Source organism: Gordonibacter sp., from assembly GCF_036667095.1.
Lineage (GTDB): Bacteria > Actinomycetota > Coriobacteriia > Coriobacteriales > Eggerthellaceae > Gordonibacter.
Map to the genome: position 1 here is coordinate 1 of NZ_JAVWUP010000051.1, position 16406 is coordinate 16406.

The following is a 16406-nucleotide window of genomic DNA, read 5'->3' on the forward strand; positions in this document are numbered from 1 at the left end:
TTTGGCTTGGGTAGGCAGTCTACGCACGCTTGGATTCTCGCAAGGCGACACGGAGCACCCAAGCAATGAACACACCGAACAAGATGACCCCGAGACCGATCGCCAAGAACATACCGTCGGCCTCCGGCGAATGCGAACGAGAAATAGACCATGCACTGAATGCGCCCGCGGCAATCCCCACTACCATAAGCAAGCTGAATCCAGATTGCGGCTCCCGCACAGCAGGGCCCCGCATCTTAGCCCTTGTCGGGCTCGTCAGCGACACCGGGTTCTTTCTCGGGGAAGAACACCACCAGAGCGCTTTTGTCGGTAGGCTTGCCCACAAGCGAGCCTACCACCATAAGCGCGAGCGCAACGACGGCTCCGATGACTATCTGGTGCAAGTCGGCCACTTTGAAACCCGTCGCCATGGCCGCACAGTAGGCAAGCGTGCCGCCTGCCATGGAAAGGAGCGCGCCGGTTTTATTCGCGCGCTTCCAGAAAAGACCCATGACCATCACCCACAAAAACGCGGTCTGCAATCCGCCGAAGGCAAACATGTTTATCTTCCAGATAACATCCGGTGGCACGATGGCCAGCACAAACACGATGACGCCGATGCCCAGCGTAACCGCCTGGCTGGAAATGGCGACGTTGCGCTCAGCCGGCTTCTTCCCTGCCGCTTCGCGGTAATGCAGGTACACGTCCTTCACCACCGCCGACGACGAGGCGATGAGCAGCGAGGCCACGGTGGAGATGGAGGCCGCAATGGGGCCGATGATGGCCACGCCCGCAAACACCGGCGGCAGCGTCCGCACGATAGCCAGCGGGATGATGTTGTCCACGCTGCCGCCGTACGCCGCCAGATCGTCGGTGAGCACGCCAGCCGCCAGCACGCCCAGCACCGTCACGCCTATCATCATGGCGCCGATGATGACCGTGCCGAGTATCATGGCGCGATGCAGCGACTTTGTGTTCTTGTATCCCATCGTACGTACCACCGACTGCGGCAGCACGAACGTGAACACGCCCACGAGCAGCCATTGGGTTAAGTAAAGCGATGCGGGCATATTGCCGCCAGAAAACGGTTCGAGCATGGCCGGATGGTTCGAGGCTATCGTGCCCATGATGGCTTCATAGCCGCCGCCCGCGTTCAAGATACCCACCGCCAGTACCACGATGCCCACCAGCATGGCGATGCCGCACAGCGTGTCTGCGAAGGCCACGCCGCGAAAGCCGCCGAACGTGGTGAACAGAATAACCGCCACACCAAACATCACGAGGCCGATCAGATACGAGTAGCCCGTCACGGCTTCGAATAGCTTCGCGCCACCTACAAACTGCGCCACCATCGTGGCCGCAAAGAACACGACGATGATCACCGCAGACAAGTTCGCCAGCAGGTTCGACCCGTAGCGCGCCCGAATGACATCAACCACCGTCACCGCATCGATCTTGCGCGACACAAGTGCCATCTTCTTGCCCATGATGCCGTACAGAAGGATAAGGGCCGTCACCTGCACCACGGCCATGTACACCCAGCCGAAGCCGATGGACCACGCCTGACCCGGCCCGCCCACAAACGAGCTTACCGAGCCGTACGTGGCGATGGTAGTCATGGCCAAAACGAACCCACCCAACGCACGGTTTCCGATGAAGTATTCCTTGACGAAGCCGTTGCCTTCAGCCTTCATCGAGCGGCGGCGCACCACCAGGCAAGCACCCAAGGTGAACAGCAAAAACAGCGCGAGGGGCACAAGCGCGACAAGATTATCCACGGCAAGCCTCCTCGGCGGCGCCCAAATCCTCGGCAGCCTCTCCGCCGACGGCTTCCCCATCAAGCGCGCCCGCTGGCTTGTCATCCAGGTCCATGTCAGCGAACACGCACTTCACCAACACGATGGCCGCCACGATGGCCGCAATCCACGTGCCCACCGTGCCTCCGATGATCCAGATGGGCGTATGGAACACCTCGATGTCGCTTCCCGCAAGCCCGATGCCGCATGTCAACCACACCAAGACGATGGCCGCCAAAGCCACAAGCGTGGCCTTCGCTTCCCTGTCCGCCTGCAACATCTTGTCGCGATACGTTTTCATAGCCCTCTTCGCCACCATCGTCCTCTTTCTCGATACGGGTTCGCGCCTCGGACGAAATGCGCGCCACAGCGCTCGCGCGCACCTCCCATGACAGTGAAAAGCCCTCTTGGCGAGGGCTTTTCAGCAAATATGCACCGCCGAAGCGGCAAACGCAGCCAGGCCAGCCTTACAGCGCCGCGTCCTTGATCGTGTCGAGGAGCTTCTGCACGTCCCACGCGCCCAGGTCGCCTTCGTGGCGCTCGCGCACGCTTACCGTGCCGTTCTCGATCTCCTTGTCGCCCAGCACCACCATGTAGGGGATCTTCTGGCTCTGCGCCTTGGCGATCTTTACGCGCATGGGCTCGTTCTGGTCGTACACTTCCACGCGTCCGCCCGCGGCCTTCACCTTGGCGGCAAGCTCATGCGCCGCGTCGGCATGGCGGTCGGCCAGCGGCAGCACGGCCACCTGCACAGGAGCCAACCACAGCGGCAGCGCGCCGGCGTAGTGCTCGATCAAGATGCCTAAGAACCGCTCGATGGAGCCGAAGATGGCGCGGTGGAGCATCCAGGGGCGCTCCTCGGTGTTGTCCTCGGTGCGGTAAGCCAGCTCGAAGCGCTCGGGGAAGTTGAAGTCCACCTGCACTGTGGAGCACTGCCAGGTGCGTCCGATGGCGTCTTTCACCTTGATGTCGATCTTCGGACCGTAGAAGGCGCCGTCGCCCTCGTTGATCTCGTAGGCCAGCTCGTGGCGCGCGCACGCCTCTTTGAGGGCGTTGGTAGCGTGCTCCCACATGTCGTCGGAGCCGATGCTCTTCGCGGGGCGCGTGGATATCTCAGCCTCATACTCGAAGCCGAAGGAACCCATGATGTGGTCCACCAGATCGAGGATGGCCACCACTTCGTCCACCACCTGGTCGCGCGTGCAGAACACGTGGGCGTCGTCCTGGGTGAAGCCGCGGGCGCGCAGCAGACCGTGCACGACGCCGCTCATCTCATGGCGATACACCGTGCCGAACTCGAAGTAGCGCAGCGGCAAGTCGCGGTAGGAGTGCAGCTCGCTTTTGTACAGCATGACGTGACCCGGGCAGTTCATGGGCTTCACGGCGTACTCGGTCAAACGCGGGTTCTCGTCGTCGCCCTCGTTAATGTTGAAGAAGTACATGTTCTCGTGGTAGAAGTCGTAGTGGCCGCTCATCTTCCACACGTCGGCGTTGTACACGTGCGGCGTGATGACCTCCTCGTAGCCGCGCTCGTACAAGTCGCGGCGCAACCACTCCTGCATGGTGCGGATAACGCGCGCGCCCTTGGGAAGGTAGAGCGGCAGGCCCACGCCCGCCAGCGGGTCCATGGTGTAGATGCCCAGCTCGCGGCCCAGCTTGCGGTGGTCGCGCTTCTCGGCTTCCTCAAGGTTCGACAAATGCTCCTCAAGTTCTGCCTTCTTGAAGAATGCGGTGCCATAGATGCGTTGCAGCATTTCGCGCTCGCTGTCGCCCTTCCAGTAGGCACCCGCCAGTTTCGTCAACTTGAACGCGCCTACTTTGCCGGCGTCGGGCAGGTGCGGCCCACGGCACAGATCGGTGAACTCGCCTAGGCGGTAGGTGGTAATGACGGCATCCTCAGGAAGGTCGGCGATGAGTTCCAGCTTGAACGGCTGGTCGGCGAAAAGGGCCTCGGCCTCCGCGCGCGTGACCACGTTGCGCTCGAACGGCTCGGCAGCACGCACGATCTCGGCCATACGGGCCTCGACGGCCTCAAGGTCGTCAGGCGAAAGGTTGCGATCGAGTTTCACGTCGTAGTAGAAGCCCCCTTCTACCGCAGGCCCCACACCGAACTGCACGTCGCCATAGAGGTCGACAAGCGCGGCGGCCATAACATGCGCCGTCGAGTGGCGCAGCATTTCGAGCGCCTCGGGGCTCTTGGCAGTGATGATAGACACCTGCGCCCCATCCGCTACAGGGGCACTCAGATCGACGGGGTTTCCGTCCACCACGCCAGCAAGAGCCGCTTTGGCCAAGCCCGCTCCAATGGAGGCCGCCACGTCAGCGACGGTTGCACTCTCGGCGAGTTCCTTGGACGATCCGTCGGGTAATACGATGTTCATAGGGCTGATCCTTTCCTGTGCCGGGTGCGCACAAAGCACCTGCACGATCGGTTCGAAACGAACGCGACTTCCGCGTCCGGTCTTTTTCAGTATGCCACGATCTCTGGCACACGCACGCAGCTTCACCAAACAGCCGCAGCGGGCACAAGCAAAAGCCGCCCCAAGTGAGGCGGCTTCAACAACGTCAATGCTACTGCGCGGGATGCTCGCCGTTTGGCTGAGCAGCGCCCGAACGCGCCTGCCTTTGCTGTTGAGGAGCCGCCTGCTGCGGCTGCTGCGTTCGCCCACGTGGCGCGCCGCGACGGGCAGGAGCACCTCCCACGGGCGTAGCGCAATAAGGACACACGGTCCACGAAGGATCGAGCGCATGGTTGCAGGTGACGCAGAGGTTCTTCAAACGCTGATGGCAATTCGGACACAGCACAAAATCCGATTCCACCGGATAACCGCAGTTCGCGCATTCGCCGAATTTCATGAGCTCTCGCTGCTTGAGCGCGATCTCCAACTCCTGCTCGTCGCGATCGATCTGCAGCAGCGGCGGGCGCAGCAAGCAGTACGCGATAACGCCCAGCAGCGGGATGAGCGCTACGATGGCCCACACGTACCAATACGATCCGCGCAGGTATGCGTCACGGACCACCCAAACGATAGACAGCACGTACAAGATGACGAGCAGCACCACAACCACGGTGAACGCGGCCTGCAACTCGGGCGTCCACAGCTGGGACAGCAGTTCAGTCATGTCAACCTCGTTTTCTTCTTCCCATAGCCAGCCGCCATACAAGCGACCGACACGCCGTATCGATCCAAAAGCACCGATACGGGAAGGTATTATAACAAAGATGCAGGCCCGCAGCAGAAAAACACGCAAAACCGCAGGTCTTGGCAAAAGCCGCAGCAGAAGGTTGACAAAAGGAGCAAGAAGGATGGCCTGCACCCGGGACAACCTTAGCGACGCAACATAAATATCCGAGATGCGTCACCCTATGCTCTTTCGCCTTCTTTCGTTGGCACCGCGGCGCATACCGAAAAGCCCGCAGCCACAACGCCGCCTCGGAACAGATAGCCTTATACCGCCGCAAGGCAGCCCAAGGCGCTACCTTCTTACCGCACTACCAAGCGACGATCGAGCAATTTCGCCTGGTACATGGCATCGTCTACGCGATTGAGTAGGGAGTGCACCGTATCGTCAAGACGGACAAAGCACACGCCGCAGCTAGCCGCGAGCGAATACGAACCCGTCTCGGCTTCGAACACGTGTCGCTCGATGCTATCGATTTCTTCAAAAAGACGCTCAATGTCTTTTTCGTCGAGCATACGAGAGGAGCACAAAACAAATTCGTCCCCACCGAATCGACCAGCCCACGCATCGAGCTCTCGGGCAAGGTGACGCAACTTGTTTGCGAAATACAGCAAAGCATCGTCGCCGGACACATGTCCATACGTGTCGTTAATAAACTTGAAGCCGTCAATGTCCAGAAGAGCCACCGTGGCGCAATCAGCCGCTGGATCACGCTTCACCGCCTGGACATAGCCTTCAAGCGTATTGTTAATATAAGTCTTATTGAACAGCTTCGTGAACCCGTCACACACCGCAAGCTCGTTGAACTTTGTGATCATATGGGTAATCTCAATGTTGTCATGTATCGCAATATCGGACACAAGCAGGCTTTTTGTCACATCCATAACAAGCTCTAGCGCAAAGATCCTACCCTCCACTTCCGACGGCAGGCTATAGACGAGCAACACGCGACCGTCAAGGTACTCGATCTTGAACAGCGGTGCCTGCTGCGCCAGGCAGGAACGCGATGTGCAGTTAAGGCACGGCTCGCTGCGTTTCCATATCCGATAGCACGGCTCATCTTCTTGACGAAGCTCCTCGACGTCGCGACCGTACGCAAACACTCGGTGATCACGCGGATCAACCAGCCGGTAAGAGTCGAACTGCAATAACTCTAATGCAGTACTGGCCACCTTAGGATGAATGTCGGCGTACGGGAACACGGCTACCCCAACTCCGCCAGCTGCGCTTCCACGCGAACCAGTTTGTCGGAGAGCTCGGCGTGCTTGGCGCGGTCCTTCTCTACGATCTCCGGAGAGGCTTTCGCCAAGAAGCCCGGGTTGGAGAGCTTCTTGTCCAGCTTGCCGGCATCCACAGCCAGCTTCTCGCGCTCCTTCTGCAAGCGGACGCGCTCGGCATCAAAGTCCACCAAGCCCGAGAGCACGATGTACACCTCGAGGCCCGGTGCCAAGGAGACGCTGGACTCGGGCTGCTTCTGGACATCGGACGCTACGACCAGATCGGAGGTGTTGCCCATGCCCTCGATGAGGCTGCGCTGCTGCTCGAGCAGGGCCACGTCGGCCCCCCCTGCCTTCACCGTCACGGCAAGACCGGTCTTCGGCGAGATGCCGTAGCGGGCGCGCGTCGAGCGAATGGCCGACACGCATTCGATGACCATCTGGATGCCGCGCTCGGCATCAGCGTCTACGTAGCGGGCAAGTTCGCCCGCATCGGGCCATGCCGCGCCGATGAGGTACGGGGCGCCGCTGCGGTCGATGGGCAGCTCCTGGTATATCTCCTCGGTGATGAACGGCATGATGGGATGCAGCAGGCGCAGCGCCTGATCGAGCACGAACACGAGGTTGCGCTGGCACGCGCGGCGGTCGGCCGCGTCGCCCGCCAGGCGCGCCTTCGAGAACTCGATGTACCAGTCGCAGAACTCGTTCCAGAAAAACGAGTACAGCTCGCGCGTGGCCTCGCCGAACTCGAACGAATCGATGGCCGCGTCAAGACGCGCCACCAGCCCCGCCAAGCGCGAGAATATCCAGCGGTCGGCAGGAGTCGCCAGCTCCGGCACGCCGGGCTCGTAGTCGTCCAGGTTCATCTGCACGAAACGCGCAGCGTTGCGGATCTTGTTCGCGAAGTTGCGACTACTCTCCAGCTTCGCCTCGTTGAACTTGAGGTCCTGAGCCCCCGTCACCTGCATGAGCAGGCCGAAGCGCATACCGTCGGCACCGTAGTCCTCCATGAGGCGCAACGGATCCACGCCGTTGCCGCGGCTCTTGGACATAGGCTTGCCATCGGCCGCCATGACCGTGGGGTGGATGATCACGTGCTCGAACGGGATGGTGTCCGTGCAGTACATGGAAGCCATCACCATGCGCGCCACCCACAGCCCCATGATGTCGCGGGCGGTGGAGAGTACCTGCGTGGGATACGCGTCGCGCATCTCGGGCGCGTCCATGCCCTCATCGGTCCAGCCCATCGTGGCGAACGGCCACAACTGCGACGAGAACCACGTGTCCAGCACGTCGTCATCCTGGCGCACGTGCGCGCCGCACGTCGGGCACACCTCGACATCCTCCACCGAGGCGTCTTCCCAGCCGCACTCGTCGCAATAGAACAGGGGGATGCGGTGGCCCCACCACAGCTGGCGCGAGATGCACCAGTCCTTCAGGTTGCCCAACCAGTCCAGGTACACCTGTCGCCAGCGCTCGGGATGGAACTGGATGGAACCGTCCTCCACCACGCGCGCGGCATCCCGCTTGAGGCCGTCCACGGCCACGAACCACTGCTCGGACTCCCAGGGCTCCAGCTTGGTGTGGCAGCGGTAGCACGTCATGACGGAGTGGTCGTGGTCTTCCACGTGGTCGAGCAGGCCCAGCTCCTCGAACGCGGCCACCACGGCCACGCGCGCCTCGTCGCGATCCATGCCCGAGAACGCGCCGAAGCCTTCCACCACATGCGCCGTCTCGTCGAAAATGTTGATGCGCTCAAGTCCGTTGCGCTCCCCCATGGCCCAGTCGTTCGGGTCGTGGGCAGGCGTGGTCTTCACGCAACCGGTGCCGAACTCGCGGTCCACATGCCAGTCGGAGAAGATGGGTATCTCGCGGTCCACCAGCGGCAGGCGCACCTTCTTGCCCACCAGATGGGCGAAGCGCTCGTCTTTGGGGTTCACGGCAACGCCCGTGTCGCCGAGCATGGTCTCGGGCCGCGTCGTAGCCACCACCAGGTACTCGAGGCCGCCCTCGGGCTCTACGAGCGGGTAGCGCAGGTACCACAGGTGCCCTGCCTCGTCCACGTACTCGGCCTCGTCGTCGGAGATGGACGTCGTGCAGTGCGGGCACCAGTTCACGATGCGCTTGCCCTTGTAGATGAGGTCGTCGTGGTACCAGTCCACGAACAGCTTGCGCACGGCCTTCACGTAGGCCGGCTCAAGCGTGAAATGCTCGTCGTCGTAGTCGCAGGTGCAGCCCATGCCCTTGATCTGGTTCACAATGGTGGTGCCGTATTCCTTGTACCAGTCGTAGCATGCCTCAATGAACGCCTCCCGGCCGATCTCCAGGCGGCTGATACCCTGCTCGGCCAGGCGCTTGTCCACCTTGGTCTGCGTGGAAATGCCGGCATGGTCGGTACCCAGAATCCAGCGGGCAGGGCGCCCCTGCATACGCGCGCGGCGGATGCAGGTGTCCTGGATGGTGTCGTTCAGGGCATGGCCCATATGCAGCACGCCCGTGATGTTCGGCGGCGGGATGACGATGGTGTAGGGCTGGCCCTGCTTCTCGCCAAACCCCTCGCCACGCCGGAAGTAGCCGGCGTCTTTCCATGCATCGAAAAGCGGGCGCTCGTGCGCTGCGAAGTCGTAATCGATCTTCTTGCCGCCGTCTTTCTCGTTCGTGTTCTCGGCCATGGCCTGCTCTCTCGTCTCGATACCGAAAAGCGGGCGCGACCTGCACGTCGTCGCCCGCCCTCTTCTTCTTGTGGCTCTCTCGTTTTCCGGCTCTGCCGGAAAAGCGCCTATGCGCTCTTCTCGATGTTCTCCTCGACCAACTCGATGGCCGGCTTCGTCTCGCCCGTGATGTCGGTGGCGCACACGGTCACGCACGTCGGCTCCTTGTGCTCGGGCAGATCGTACATCACATCCATCAGCACGCGCTCGCAGATGGAACGCAGGCCGCGAGCGCCCGTTCCGTGCTCCACCGCTTCATGCGCGATAGCGATGAGCGCCTCCGGCTCGAACGTGAGCGTCGCATCCTCGAAATCGAACATCTTCGTATACTGTTTCACCAGGGCGTTCTTCGGCTCGGTAAGGATGCGCACGAGGTCTTCCTCCGACAGCTCCTTTAAGGACGTGACCACGGGAATGCGGCCCACGAACTCGGGAATCATGCCGTACTTGTTCAAGTCCTCGGGCAGCACCTGGGCCAAAAGCTCGGCTTCGGCATGCTTCTTGCTTTCGGGCAAATCGACGTTGAAGCCCAAGCCCTTCTTACCCACGCGCACGGCAACGATATCGGCAAGTCCCACGAACGCGCCGCCCAAAATGAACAGGATGTTCGTGGTGTCGATATGGATGAGCTCCTGCTGGGGGTGCTTGCGCCCGCCCTGTGGCGGAACGCTCGCCTCCGTGCCCTCGACGATCTTCAACAACGCCTGCTGCACGCCCTCGCCCGACACGTCACGCGTGATGGACAGGTTCTCGGCCTTGCGGGCCACCTTGTCGATCTCGTCGATGTAGACGATGCCGATCTCGGCGCGTGGAATATCGAAGTCCGCAGCCGTCATCAGCTTCAGCAGGATGTTCTCCACGTCTTCGCCCACGTAACCCGCTTCGGTAAGCGTCGTGGCATCGGCAATGGCGAAGGGCACCTTCAGCGTACGTGCCAGCGTCTGCGCCAGCAGCGTCTTGCCGGAGCCGGTGGGCCCCAGCAGCATGATGTTGCTTTTGGCTAGCTCCACATCGCCGTCCACCGCATCAGCGCCGAGGCTGATGCGCTTGTAGTGGTTGTACACGGCCACCGACAGCGCCCGCTTTGCGGCCTCTTGCCCGACCACGTGCTCGGAGAGCTCACCGTAAAGCTCATGGGGCGTAGGCAGGTCGGCCAACACGTCCTCAGGAGTCGGCTCGCCTCCCTGCGTGTTGCCCGCACCGGCAGTGCCGGCGTGCTTGGCATGACGGCCGGCCGGCTCGCCGTCGGCCTCCACCGACGACAGAACCTCGGGCGGGACGGACAGGCCCAGATCGCGCATCATGGCATCGGCGCACACGGAAATGCACTCGTCGCAGATGTAGATGCCGTTCGGACCCGAGATCATGGCGGTCACCTCGTGCGGATGCTTTCCGCAGAAGGCGCACTCGATGTCGTCCCGCCCGCCGAATTCCTCGCGTCTCTCGTTCGACATATTAGTTATTCGCTCTTCTTCTCTTCGGTGCTGGTGGCAGCAGCGCGCGTCGTGGTGATGCGGTCGATCAGACCGTAAGCCAGCGCCTCTTCTGCCGTCATGTAGTTGTCACGCTCGGTGTCGGCCTGGATGGCCTCGAGCGTCTGGCCCGTGTTGTTTGCCAGGATCTGGTTCAGGCGCTTGCGCGTCTTCAGCATGAAGTCCGCCACAATGGCGATCTCGGTCTGCTGGCCTTGCGCCCCACCGGAAGGCTGGTGAATCAGCACCATGGAGTTCGGCAAGCTCAGGCGCTTACCCTTGGCACCAGCGGAAAGAAGCACGGCCGCCATCGACGCGCACGTGCCCATGCAGATGGTGGAAACGTCGGGCTTGATGAAGTCCATAGTGTCCATGATGGCCAGACCCGCCGTAACAGAACCGCCCGGCGAGTTGATGTAGAGGGAGATATCCTTTTCGGGGTCGGAACTCTCCAGGTGCAGCAGCTGCGCCACCACAGAGTTCGCCACGTTGTCGTCGATCTGCTCACCCAAGAAGATGATACGGTCGTTCAACAGGCGGGAATAGATGTCGTAGCTGCGCTCGCCACGGGGCGACTGCTCTATGACATAAGGGATCAATGCTGCTTTGGTATCGTAGCTCATAGTATGCCTCGCTTGTCTCTTGCGGCCCGGCGGGCCGTTCCTGTCTTCATATGCCACATAGTGAGGTACATTTCAATGCCGCGCAAGGTCGGGCTACCGTTTCGTTACTTATTAACAGATAACGGGCACGTCCCGAAGGACGCGCCCGTCTGTCACACGCAGTCGCTTATTCGGCGTCCGCAGCCTTGTCGGCCTCGACAGCCTCGTCCTTCTTGGCTGCTTTCTTCGCAGCGGGCTTTTTCGCCGGCTTCTTCTCGGCGGCGTCCTCCGCGGTCTCGTCCTTCTTGGTTGCCTTCTTAGCCGCCGCCTTCTTGGCAGGCTTCTTCTCTTCCTTCTTCACGGCCTCGCCGGGCTTGAGCTCGGTGACGACCGCCGTATCCATAACATCCTTGGCTGCATTCGTGCGGGCAATGCCGTTGCGCACCATGTGCAGCTGGCCGTTCTTCGTCCACTCTTCCTGCAGCTTCTTGGGCTCGGGAGCGCCGCTCTTCTCGAACTCGTCGACCACGTCCTGATCGCTCACGTCCATCTTGAAGTGACGGGCCCATGCATCGAGAGCCATATCCTGACGGGTCATGTCCTTGGCCTGGGCCTTCACGTCGTCCTTGAATTGGTCGGGCGTGATACCCTGCTGAGCCAAATAGGCGTCGAAGCTGGCACCCTGGCGCTGCAGCTGCTGGAAGAAGTCCTGCAGCAGGTTGGTCTCGGCCTCCTCGCACAGCGACTCGGGAACGTCGCCCTCTAGGCGGTCGGCCAGCACGGCTAGGCACTGGTTCTCCTTGATGCGGGGCAGCACCTCGGCCTTTTGCTCCTTGATGGAGTCGGCCACGCGCGTGCGCAGGTCCTCGACACCTTCGAAGCCCATCGTGTCCTTCACCCACTCCTCGGTAACCTCGGGCAGTACCTTGTTCTTCACGGCCTTGACCTCGACGTCGAAGTTGATCTTGGCGGTCTTGCCCATGAGCGGCTGCGTCATGATGGTAGGCTCGGCCGGAACGTCGATGGCAAACGACTTTGTCTGGCCCTTCTTCATACCCATGAGCTCGGCATCAAACGTTGCCGGGAACAGGCCCGTGCCCATGCCGTACAGGCGCGAGTCGGCGGTCATGGCGGCGATCTCCTCGCCGCTGTCGTCGGTAGCCTTCATGGACATATCCATGTAGCTGTCTTCTTTGATCTTCGTGGCCGCCGCAGCGTCCTCATAGTCGAAGTAATGCTCGCGCAGGCCCTCGATCTGCTCGTCGATCTCGGCATCAGTGGCGCCGTCAACCGGCATTTCGATGGCGACCGGCTCGTAGCTGGAAAGCTCCAACTCCGGCTTCACGTCCACCTCGAGGGTGTACACGAAGGACTTGCCGCCCTCGACCAGGCCCATGTCATCGCCGAATGTAGGCTTGCCGATGGGGTACACGTTGGCGCCGTCGATGGCACGAGGATAGGTTTCGTTCACCACGTCGTCGGTCACCGTGGCGACGACCGCCTCGGCACCCAGCGCGTTGTCGATGATCGGGCGCGGGGCCTTACCGGCACGGAACCCGGGGAAATTGTACTTGTGTGCGAAGTCCTTGTAGGTCTTCTTGATGCGGACGTCGATATCCTTGGCATCCACGGTCACAGTTACCTTGACGCGGTTGTCCTTCAATGCCTCAACTTTTGTTTCCACGTAACTATCCTCCATCATGTCTTTTGTCGCCTTGCGGCTTGCGCAATGGCACGCTCAGGCCAAGCTTTCCCCCTTGGGGCTTCTCGGCCCTCCGGCGGGTCGCATCTCCGCCGCCGGCAGACACTCTGAGCACACCGAAACGGAATTATCGCATATATGCATCAGTTGAGGAAGCAGGTTCACGAAGAACCGATGAAAGAACGCGAGCAGCCCGCCGCAGGCCGTCGCATCGACCTTCGGCTAGGCAGCGAGCACAGCCATCCGAAACACCCCTTCGACCCACCGCGCAATCCAGCTGCAATGCATGCATCCAACAGTAGGCAAAGCCACCCGCCGGCCACATATAACAGACCTGCAACTTCCTTGATTCTCCACATCGATAAGCCCCCTGAACCGGTATCATGGAACAGGAACGCAAAAACCCCTGAAAGGCAGCGCGGTGTCCACTCTCACTTTAAACATACCACAGGAACGCGAACTCCAACGCCTCATCGATTACGAGCGATCCACCTGCAGCGTTGAAGGCGATCTGGTGTACCGCTGTGCCTTCCCCTACCGACCCGACGACGAGTTGCAAGCCGAGCTCATCGAGCAGGGCGCCCTGGCCGCCCGGGCCGAGGGCAAGCGTGGCGCCATCGTGGTCATCACCTCGGACGGCTACTCCTATTTCCTGGAAAAGCGCCGCGAGCAGGTAGAGCGCAAACGCCGCGAGAAGCGGGACGCACGCCTGATAGCGCTCTCGGCCCTGTTTGCTGCCCTGTGCATCATCATAGGCTTCTTGCTGGGAAGGTTTTTCGCCTAGCGCCCTGCGCTTCGCCACTCGCTTCTGCTCGAAGCAACGAAGACGACTACGAGAAGAACGTGCTCGTAAGCCAAGGACCGTAGTCGCCGGTCCACATAGAGCCTAGCTGGTCGAAGACCACCGGCCAAGCGATTTCCTCCCCGAACAACAACTCCAGATAATGCCGGTTGCCGATACCGCGGTCGGGCCCTGCGCCGAGACATGCCTGCGCCACTGTGTAGGTGCAGGTGGGGCACGTGGTCACAAGCGTTTCGGCACCGGTGTCACGCGCCTCGTCAATAATGCGCCACACCCGGCGCTCCGTCACCTCGCCATCGTAGGCAGCCACCGCACCGCCCGCACCGCAGCACAACGTCCCCTTGCGGCGGTGATCCATCTCCAAGAAGGTCGCTTCGGGAAGGTTGCGGCGCACAAGCTCGCGGATAGACGCGCCATGGCGGCTGTCGAAGCGGTCGTGACAGGAATCGAAGAACGTGACGCTGGCAGCCGGAAGCGGCGTGAATCCCGAGGGCCTACCCTCGGCCTCGGCTGTACGGCTCTTCTCCAACAGCAGCTCCGGCAAAGGGACGATGTCCACTTCCGCGCCCATGAGCTCGGCGAACTCCTCGCCGCACCCCGGGCACACCGTAACCACCCGCGTGATGCCAGCGGCCCGTATCTGGTCGAGGATGCGCTTGCGCAGCGCTTCGGCCTGGTCGAACAGGCCGGCGCTCATCAGCGGGCTGCCGCAGCAGTCATCGGAGAGAGCCCAGGCAATGCCGTTGTCGGTCAGCCACTGCCCCACCTTGCGCGTCAAATCGGGAGCATAGCTCACGAGCGAGCAGCCAGGAAAGAACAGCGTGTCTACCCAACCGGGACCGTACTCGGCAGCGGATGCCAACGAGACGAATTCCGGATAGGCGATGCCGTAGATAGCGCGGTAAGCACTGAATATATGCCACTGGTCGTCCACCATCACCAGGCGGGAATCCTCCGGTGGCATGAGGCCGGCTCGCATGAACAGCTGGCGCCATTCGCGCATGCGCTCGGGAGCCAGCATATGGGTTTGACAGGTTGCCGTGCAAAAGCCGCAGAAACAGCATCGACGCAGCGCATGGTAGAGTTCGGGACGCTCCTGCGCGACGCGGAGCGTGGCCTCGACCTGCTCGTCCAAGGGAAGCGAAGCGATAGCCAGATAGCCCTCTTCAACCAGGCCCATGTCGAGCGCGGGTTCCTTGAGGACTTCACAGCGCAAGGTACAGCGTTTGCAGTGCGAGCAGGTAAGGTGCTTGTTAGCCCAAGCGGCGATCATGTCGAGCGCAGGAGAGCCAAGCTGCGCGATCTGCGCAAGCTCCTCCCCGGAAAGCTTCTGGGGCCGCTGTTGTTCGAATGCCCTCGTATCCATAGGTTCAGTGTAGCGCAAATACTCCCCGACGAGGAGGGCATACCTGCAAAATGATGCGGGAAACCCGGCCTGCGCCCGTTGGTTGGTTAAAAATCCGGGTTATAGGCCCTTTTGGCCTATAACCCAAAAGTTCTCATGCCCAGAACCACTGATGCCTGCCCACCTAAAGGTGAACAGGCATCAGTGGTGCGGGCGAAAGGACTTGAACCTTCACACCTTTCGGTACCAGAACCTAAATCTGGCGCGTCTGCCAATTCCGCCACGCCCGCACGCGTGCGCTGCGCATACGAAATGCGCAGCGCATATAATAGCAGAAAGAACCGGGGTCAAGGAAGATCGGCGTTAAAACCCCGTTGACACCCTACGCATCCACGATCGTGATCGTGTAGGCGTTATCGCCAACCGTGAACGGGTGCAGCAGGTTCTCCACCAGCGCGTGCGCCTGGGCACTGGCCTGCTCGATCATGCCCGTCTGGTTCACGCGGCCTTCTGCATCCTGCTGGGCCACTTTCAAGGCCTCGGCCGTATCTTGTTTGTTCTCCCAATTGAACAGCGCAAATGTTGAATCGTAGAATTCCAGGGAGTTCGGGTCGATCTCGAGGCCCAGCATCTGGGCCTGCGGCAGGTGCACGGTAATGCGGTTGCCGCTCACCTCAACGGAGGCCTGCGAGAGATCCACACCTGCACGCACCTCGGCATCGTAGACCAGCGTGAAACCCTTCTTGTTGATAAAGTCGATGTCGCCGTCCTCGTAGCGCACCAGTCCGCGATATTCCAGCTTAGCCGTAGCCAGTTCGCTGGAATTCGTCAGCTGCTCTTGGATGGACGTCGTGGTCACCCGAACGCTGGGCTCGAAAGCTCGCTGGAACGCAAGCGTACCCACCACGCCCACGGCAACGAGCGCCACCGCGACGACGACTAAAAGTATCTTCTTCATGATGCGGCTCCTCTCGATAAGCACAAAGTGGCTGATAGCTTACCACGGACGCAAGGCGTCCGTGGCTCATCAACGAAGGGTTGAAGATCGTAAGAAGGTATGAGGCTACTTCCCCGCGCAGGCGTAGAACCGGCCGTCCCGTTCCTGCACCGTGACGCCCTCGAGATCGGCAACGTAGGGACGGAACTGGGAATACCCCAGATCGCGCAGCTTGAACGTACGGAACTTCGCGCGGACGCGCTTGCCCAGCGCCGCAAGCTCGGCACCTTCCGGCCCGGCATCCTTCGCAGCCTGACGAATGAACGCCTGGGGGTCGGCTGCCGTACCGGCGCGCTTCGCCGCCGGAGCATGTTTCGCCGCCGGAGCAGGCTGAGCTCCCGAGACAGGCTTCGCCTCGGGAGCAGGGGCCGACTCATCCTTAGGTGCGACAACAGGCTGACCCTTGGAAGCAACAGGTTTCGCGCTACGCGGCTTGCGCTTCGCAGGAGCCTTTTTCGCCTGAGCGGTAATGTCAGAAGATTGCTTCTGCGGCTGTTCCTGCGACGTAGGCTGCGGCTGTTCCTGCGACGTAGGCTGCGGCTGCCCGATCGGTTGCTTGGGCTGCTGCGACGCGATCGACACCTGCTCAACCGTTGCCTG

General features: G+C 61.4%; 13 protein-coding genes and 1 tRNA gene. 1 reads left to right on the forward strand and 13 read right to left on the reverse strand.

Annotated features, from left to right (window positions below):
- Positions 1–236: 236 nt before the first annotated feature.
- From panF to tig, 9 genes are all read right to left on the reverse strand, one after another.
- Positions 237–1757, reverse strand: coding sequence for a sodium/pantothenate symporter (gene panF / locus RR842_RS06610; protein WP_332518787.1), 1521 nt, complete (start codon positions 1755–1757; stop codon positions 237–239).
- Positions 1750–2076, reverse strand: coding sequence for a YhdT family protein (locus RR842_RS06615; protein ID WP_332513063.1), 327 nt, complete (start codon positions 2074–2076; stop codon positions 1750–1752). Before RR842_RS06615 ends, panF begins: the two co-directional genes overlap by 8 nt.
- A gap of 166 nt (positions 2077–2242) precedes the next feature.
- Complete coding sequence (gene thrS / locus RR842_RS06620; protein ID WP_332513062.1) at positions 2243–4156, reverse strand: threonine--tRNA ligase; 1914 nt, start codon at positions 4154–4156, stop codon at positions 2243–2245.
- A 190-nt stretch (positions 4157–4346) separates the two neighbouring features.
- Positions 4347–4898 carry a zinc ribbon domain-containing protein gene (locus RR842_RS06625; RefSeq protein WP_332518744.1) on the reverse strand — a complete coding sequence of 184 codons (552 nt, stop codon included), beginning with the start codon at positions 4896–4898 and terminating at the stop codon, positions 4347–4349.
- 362 nt (positions 4899–5260) lie between these two features.
- Positions 5261–6160, reverse strand: coding sequence for a GGDEF domain-containing protein (locus tag RR842_RS06630; RefSeq protein ID WP_332513059.1), 900 nt, complete (start codon positions 6158–6160; stop codon positions 5261–5263).
- A gap of 2 nt (positions 6161–6162) precedes the next feature.
- Positions 6163–8847, reverse strand: coding sequence for a valine--tRNA ligase (locus RR842_RS06635; protein ID WP_332565349.1), 2685 nt, complete (start codon positions 8845–8847; stop codon positions 6163–6165).
- Positions 8848–8954: 107 nt separating this feature from the next.
- Entirely contained in the window at positions 8955–10340 is a 1386-nt protein-coding gene (gene clpX / locus RR842_RS06640; protein ID WP_332513056.1) for an ATP-dependent Clp protease ATP-binding subunit ClpX, read from the reverse strand.
- A gap of 5 nt (positions 10341–10345) precedes the next feature.
- On the reverse strand, positions 10346–10981 hold the full coding sequence (clpP, locus tag RR842_RS06645; RefSeq protein ID WP_332513055.1) for an ATP-dependent Clp endopeptidase proteolytic subunit ClpP: 636 nt from the start codon (positions 10979–10981) through the stop codon (positions 10346–10348).
- Positions 10982–11147: 166 nt separating this feature from the next.
- A complete protein-coding gene (gene tig, locus RR842_RS06650) occupies positions 11148–12662 on the reverse strand; it encodes a trigger factor (RefSeq protein ID WP_332722549.1) in 1515 nt (504 codons plus the stop codon).
- A gap of 421 nt (positions 12663–13083) precedes the next feature.
- On the opposite strand from tig, the gene RR842_RS06655 reads away from it, so the two are divergent.
- Positions 13084–13446, forward strand: a complete 363-nt coding sequence (locus tag RR842_RS06655) for a hypothetical protein (RefSeq protein WP_332513052.1) — start codon at positions 13084–13086, stop codon at positions 13444–13446.
- A gap of 46 nt (positions 13447–13492) precedes the next feature.
- Here the strand turns inward: RR842_RS06655 and RR842_RS06660 are convergent, their stop codons facing one another.
- The 4 genes from RR842_RS06660 to RR842_RS06675 all read right to left on the reverse strand — a co-directional run.
- Positions 13493–14830, reverse strand: coding sequence for a (Fe-S)-binding protein (locus tag RR842_RS06660; RefSeq protein WP_332518272.1), 1338 nt, complete (start codon positions 14828–14830; stop codon positions 13493–13495).
- A 184-nt stretch (positions 14831–15014) separates the two neighbouring features.
- Positions 15015–15099: transfer RNA gene (locus tag RR842_RS06665), tRNA-Leu, on the reverse strand.
- 92 nt (positions 15100–15191) lie between these two features.
- Positions 15192–15767, reverse strand: coding sequence for a DUF4230 domain-containing protein (locus tag RR842_RS06670; RefSeq protein WP_332513048.1), 576 nt, complete (start codon positions 15765–15767; stop codon positions 15192–15194).
- A 105-nt stretch (positions 15768–15872) separates the two neighbouring features.
- Positions 15873–16406 (reverse strand): OST-HTH/LOTUS domain-containing protein (locus RR842_RS06675; RefSeq protein ID WP_332729299.1); only part of this gene is annotated, 534 nt, incomplete at its 5' end.

Coding starts and splice junctions, on each gene's coding strand:
- clpX (WP_332513056.1), bottom strand. CDS start 10,340: ATGTCGAACGAGAGACGCGAGGAATTCGGCGGGCGGGACGACATCGAG.
- thrS (WP_332513062.1), bottom strand. CDS start 4,156: ATGAACATCGTATTACCCGACGGATCGTCCAAGGAACTCGCCGAGAGT.
- RR842_RS06660 (WP_332518272.1), bottom strand. CDS start 14,830: ATGGATACGAGGGCATTCGAACAACAGCGGCCCCAGAAGCTTTCCGGG.
- clpP (WP_332513055.1), bottom strand. CDS start 10,981: ATGAGCTACGATACCAAAGCAGCATTGATCCCTTATGTCATAGAGCAG.
- RR842_RS06635 (WP_332565349.1), bottom strand. CDS start 8,847: ATGGCCGAGAACACGAACGAGAAAGACGGCGGCAAGAAGATCGATTAC.
- RR842_RS06625 (WP_332518744.1), bottom strand. CDS start 4,898: ATGACTGAACTGCTGTCCCAGCTGTGGACGCCCGAGTTGCAGGCCGCG.
- tig (WP_332722549.1), bottom strand. CDS start 12,662: ATGATGGAGGATAGTTACGTGGAAACAAAAGTTGAGGCATTGAAGGAC.
- RR842_RS06615 (WP_332513063.1), bottom strand. CDS start 2,076: ATGAAAACGTATCGCGACAAGATGTTGCAGGCGGACAGGGAAGCGAAG.
- RR842_RS06670 (WP_332513048.1), bottom strand. CDS start 15,767: ATGAAGAAGATACTTTTAGTCGTCGTCGCGGTGGCGCTCGTTGCCGTG.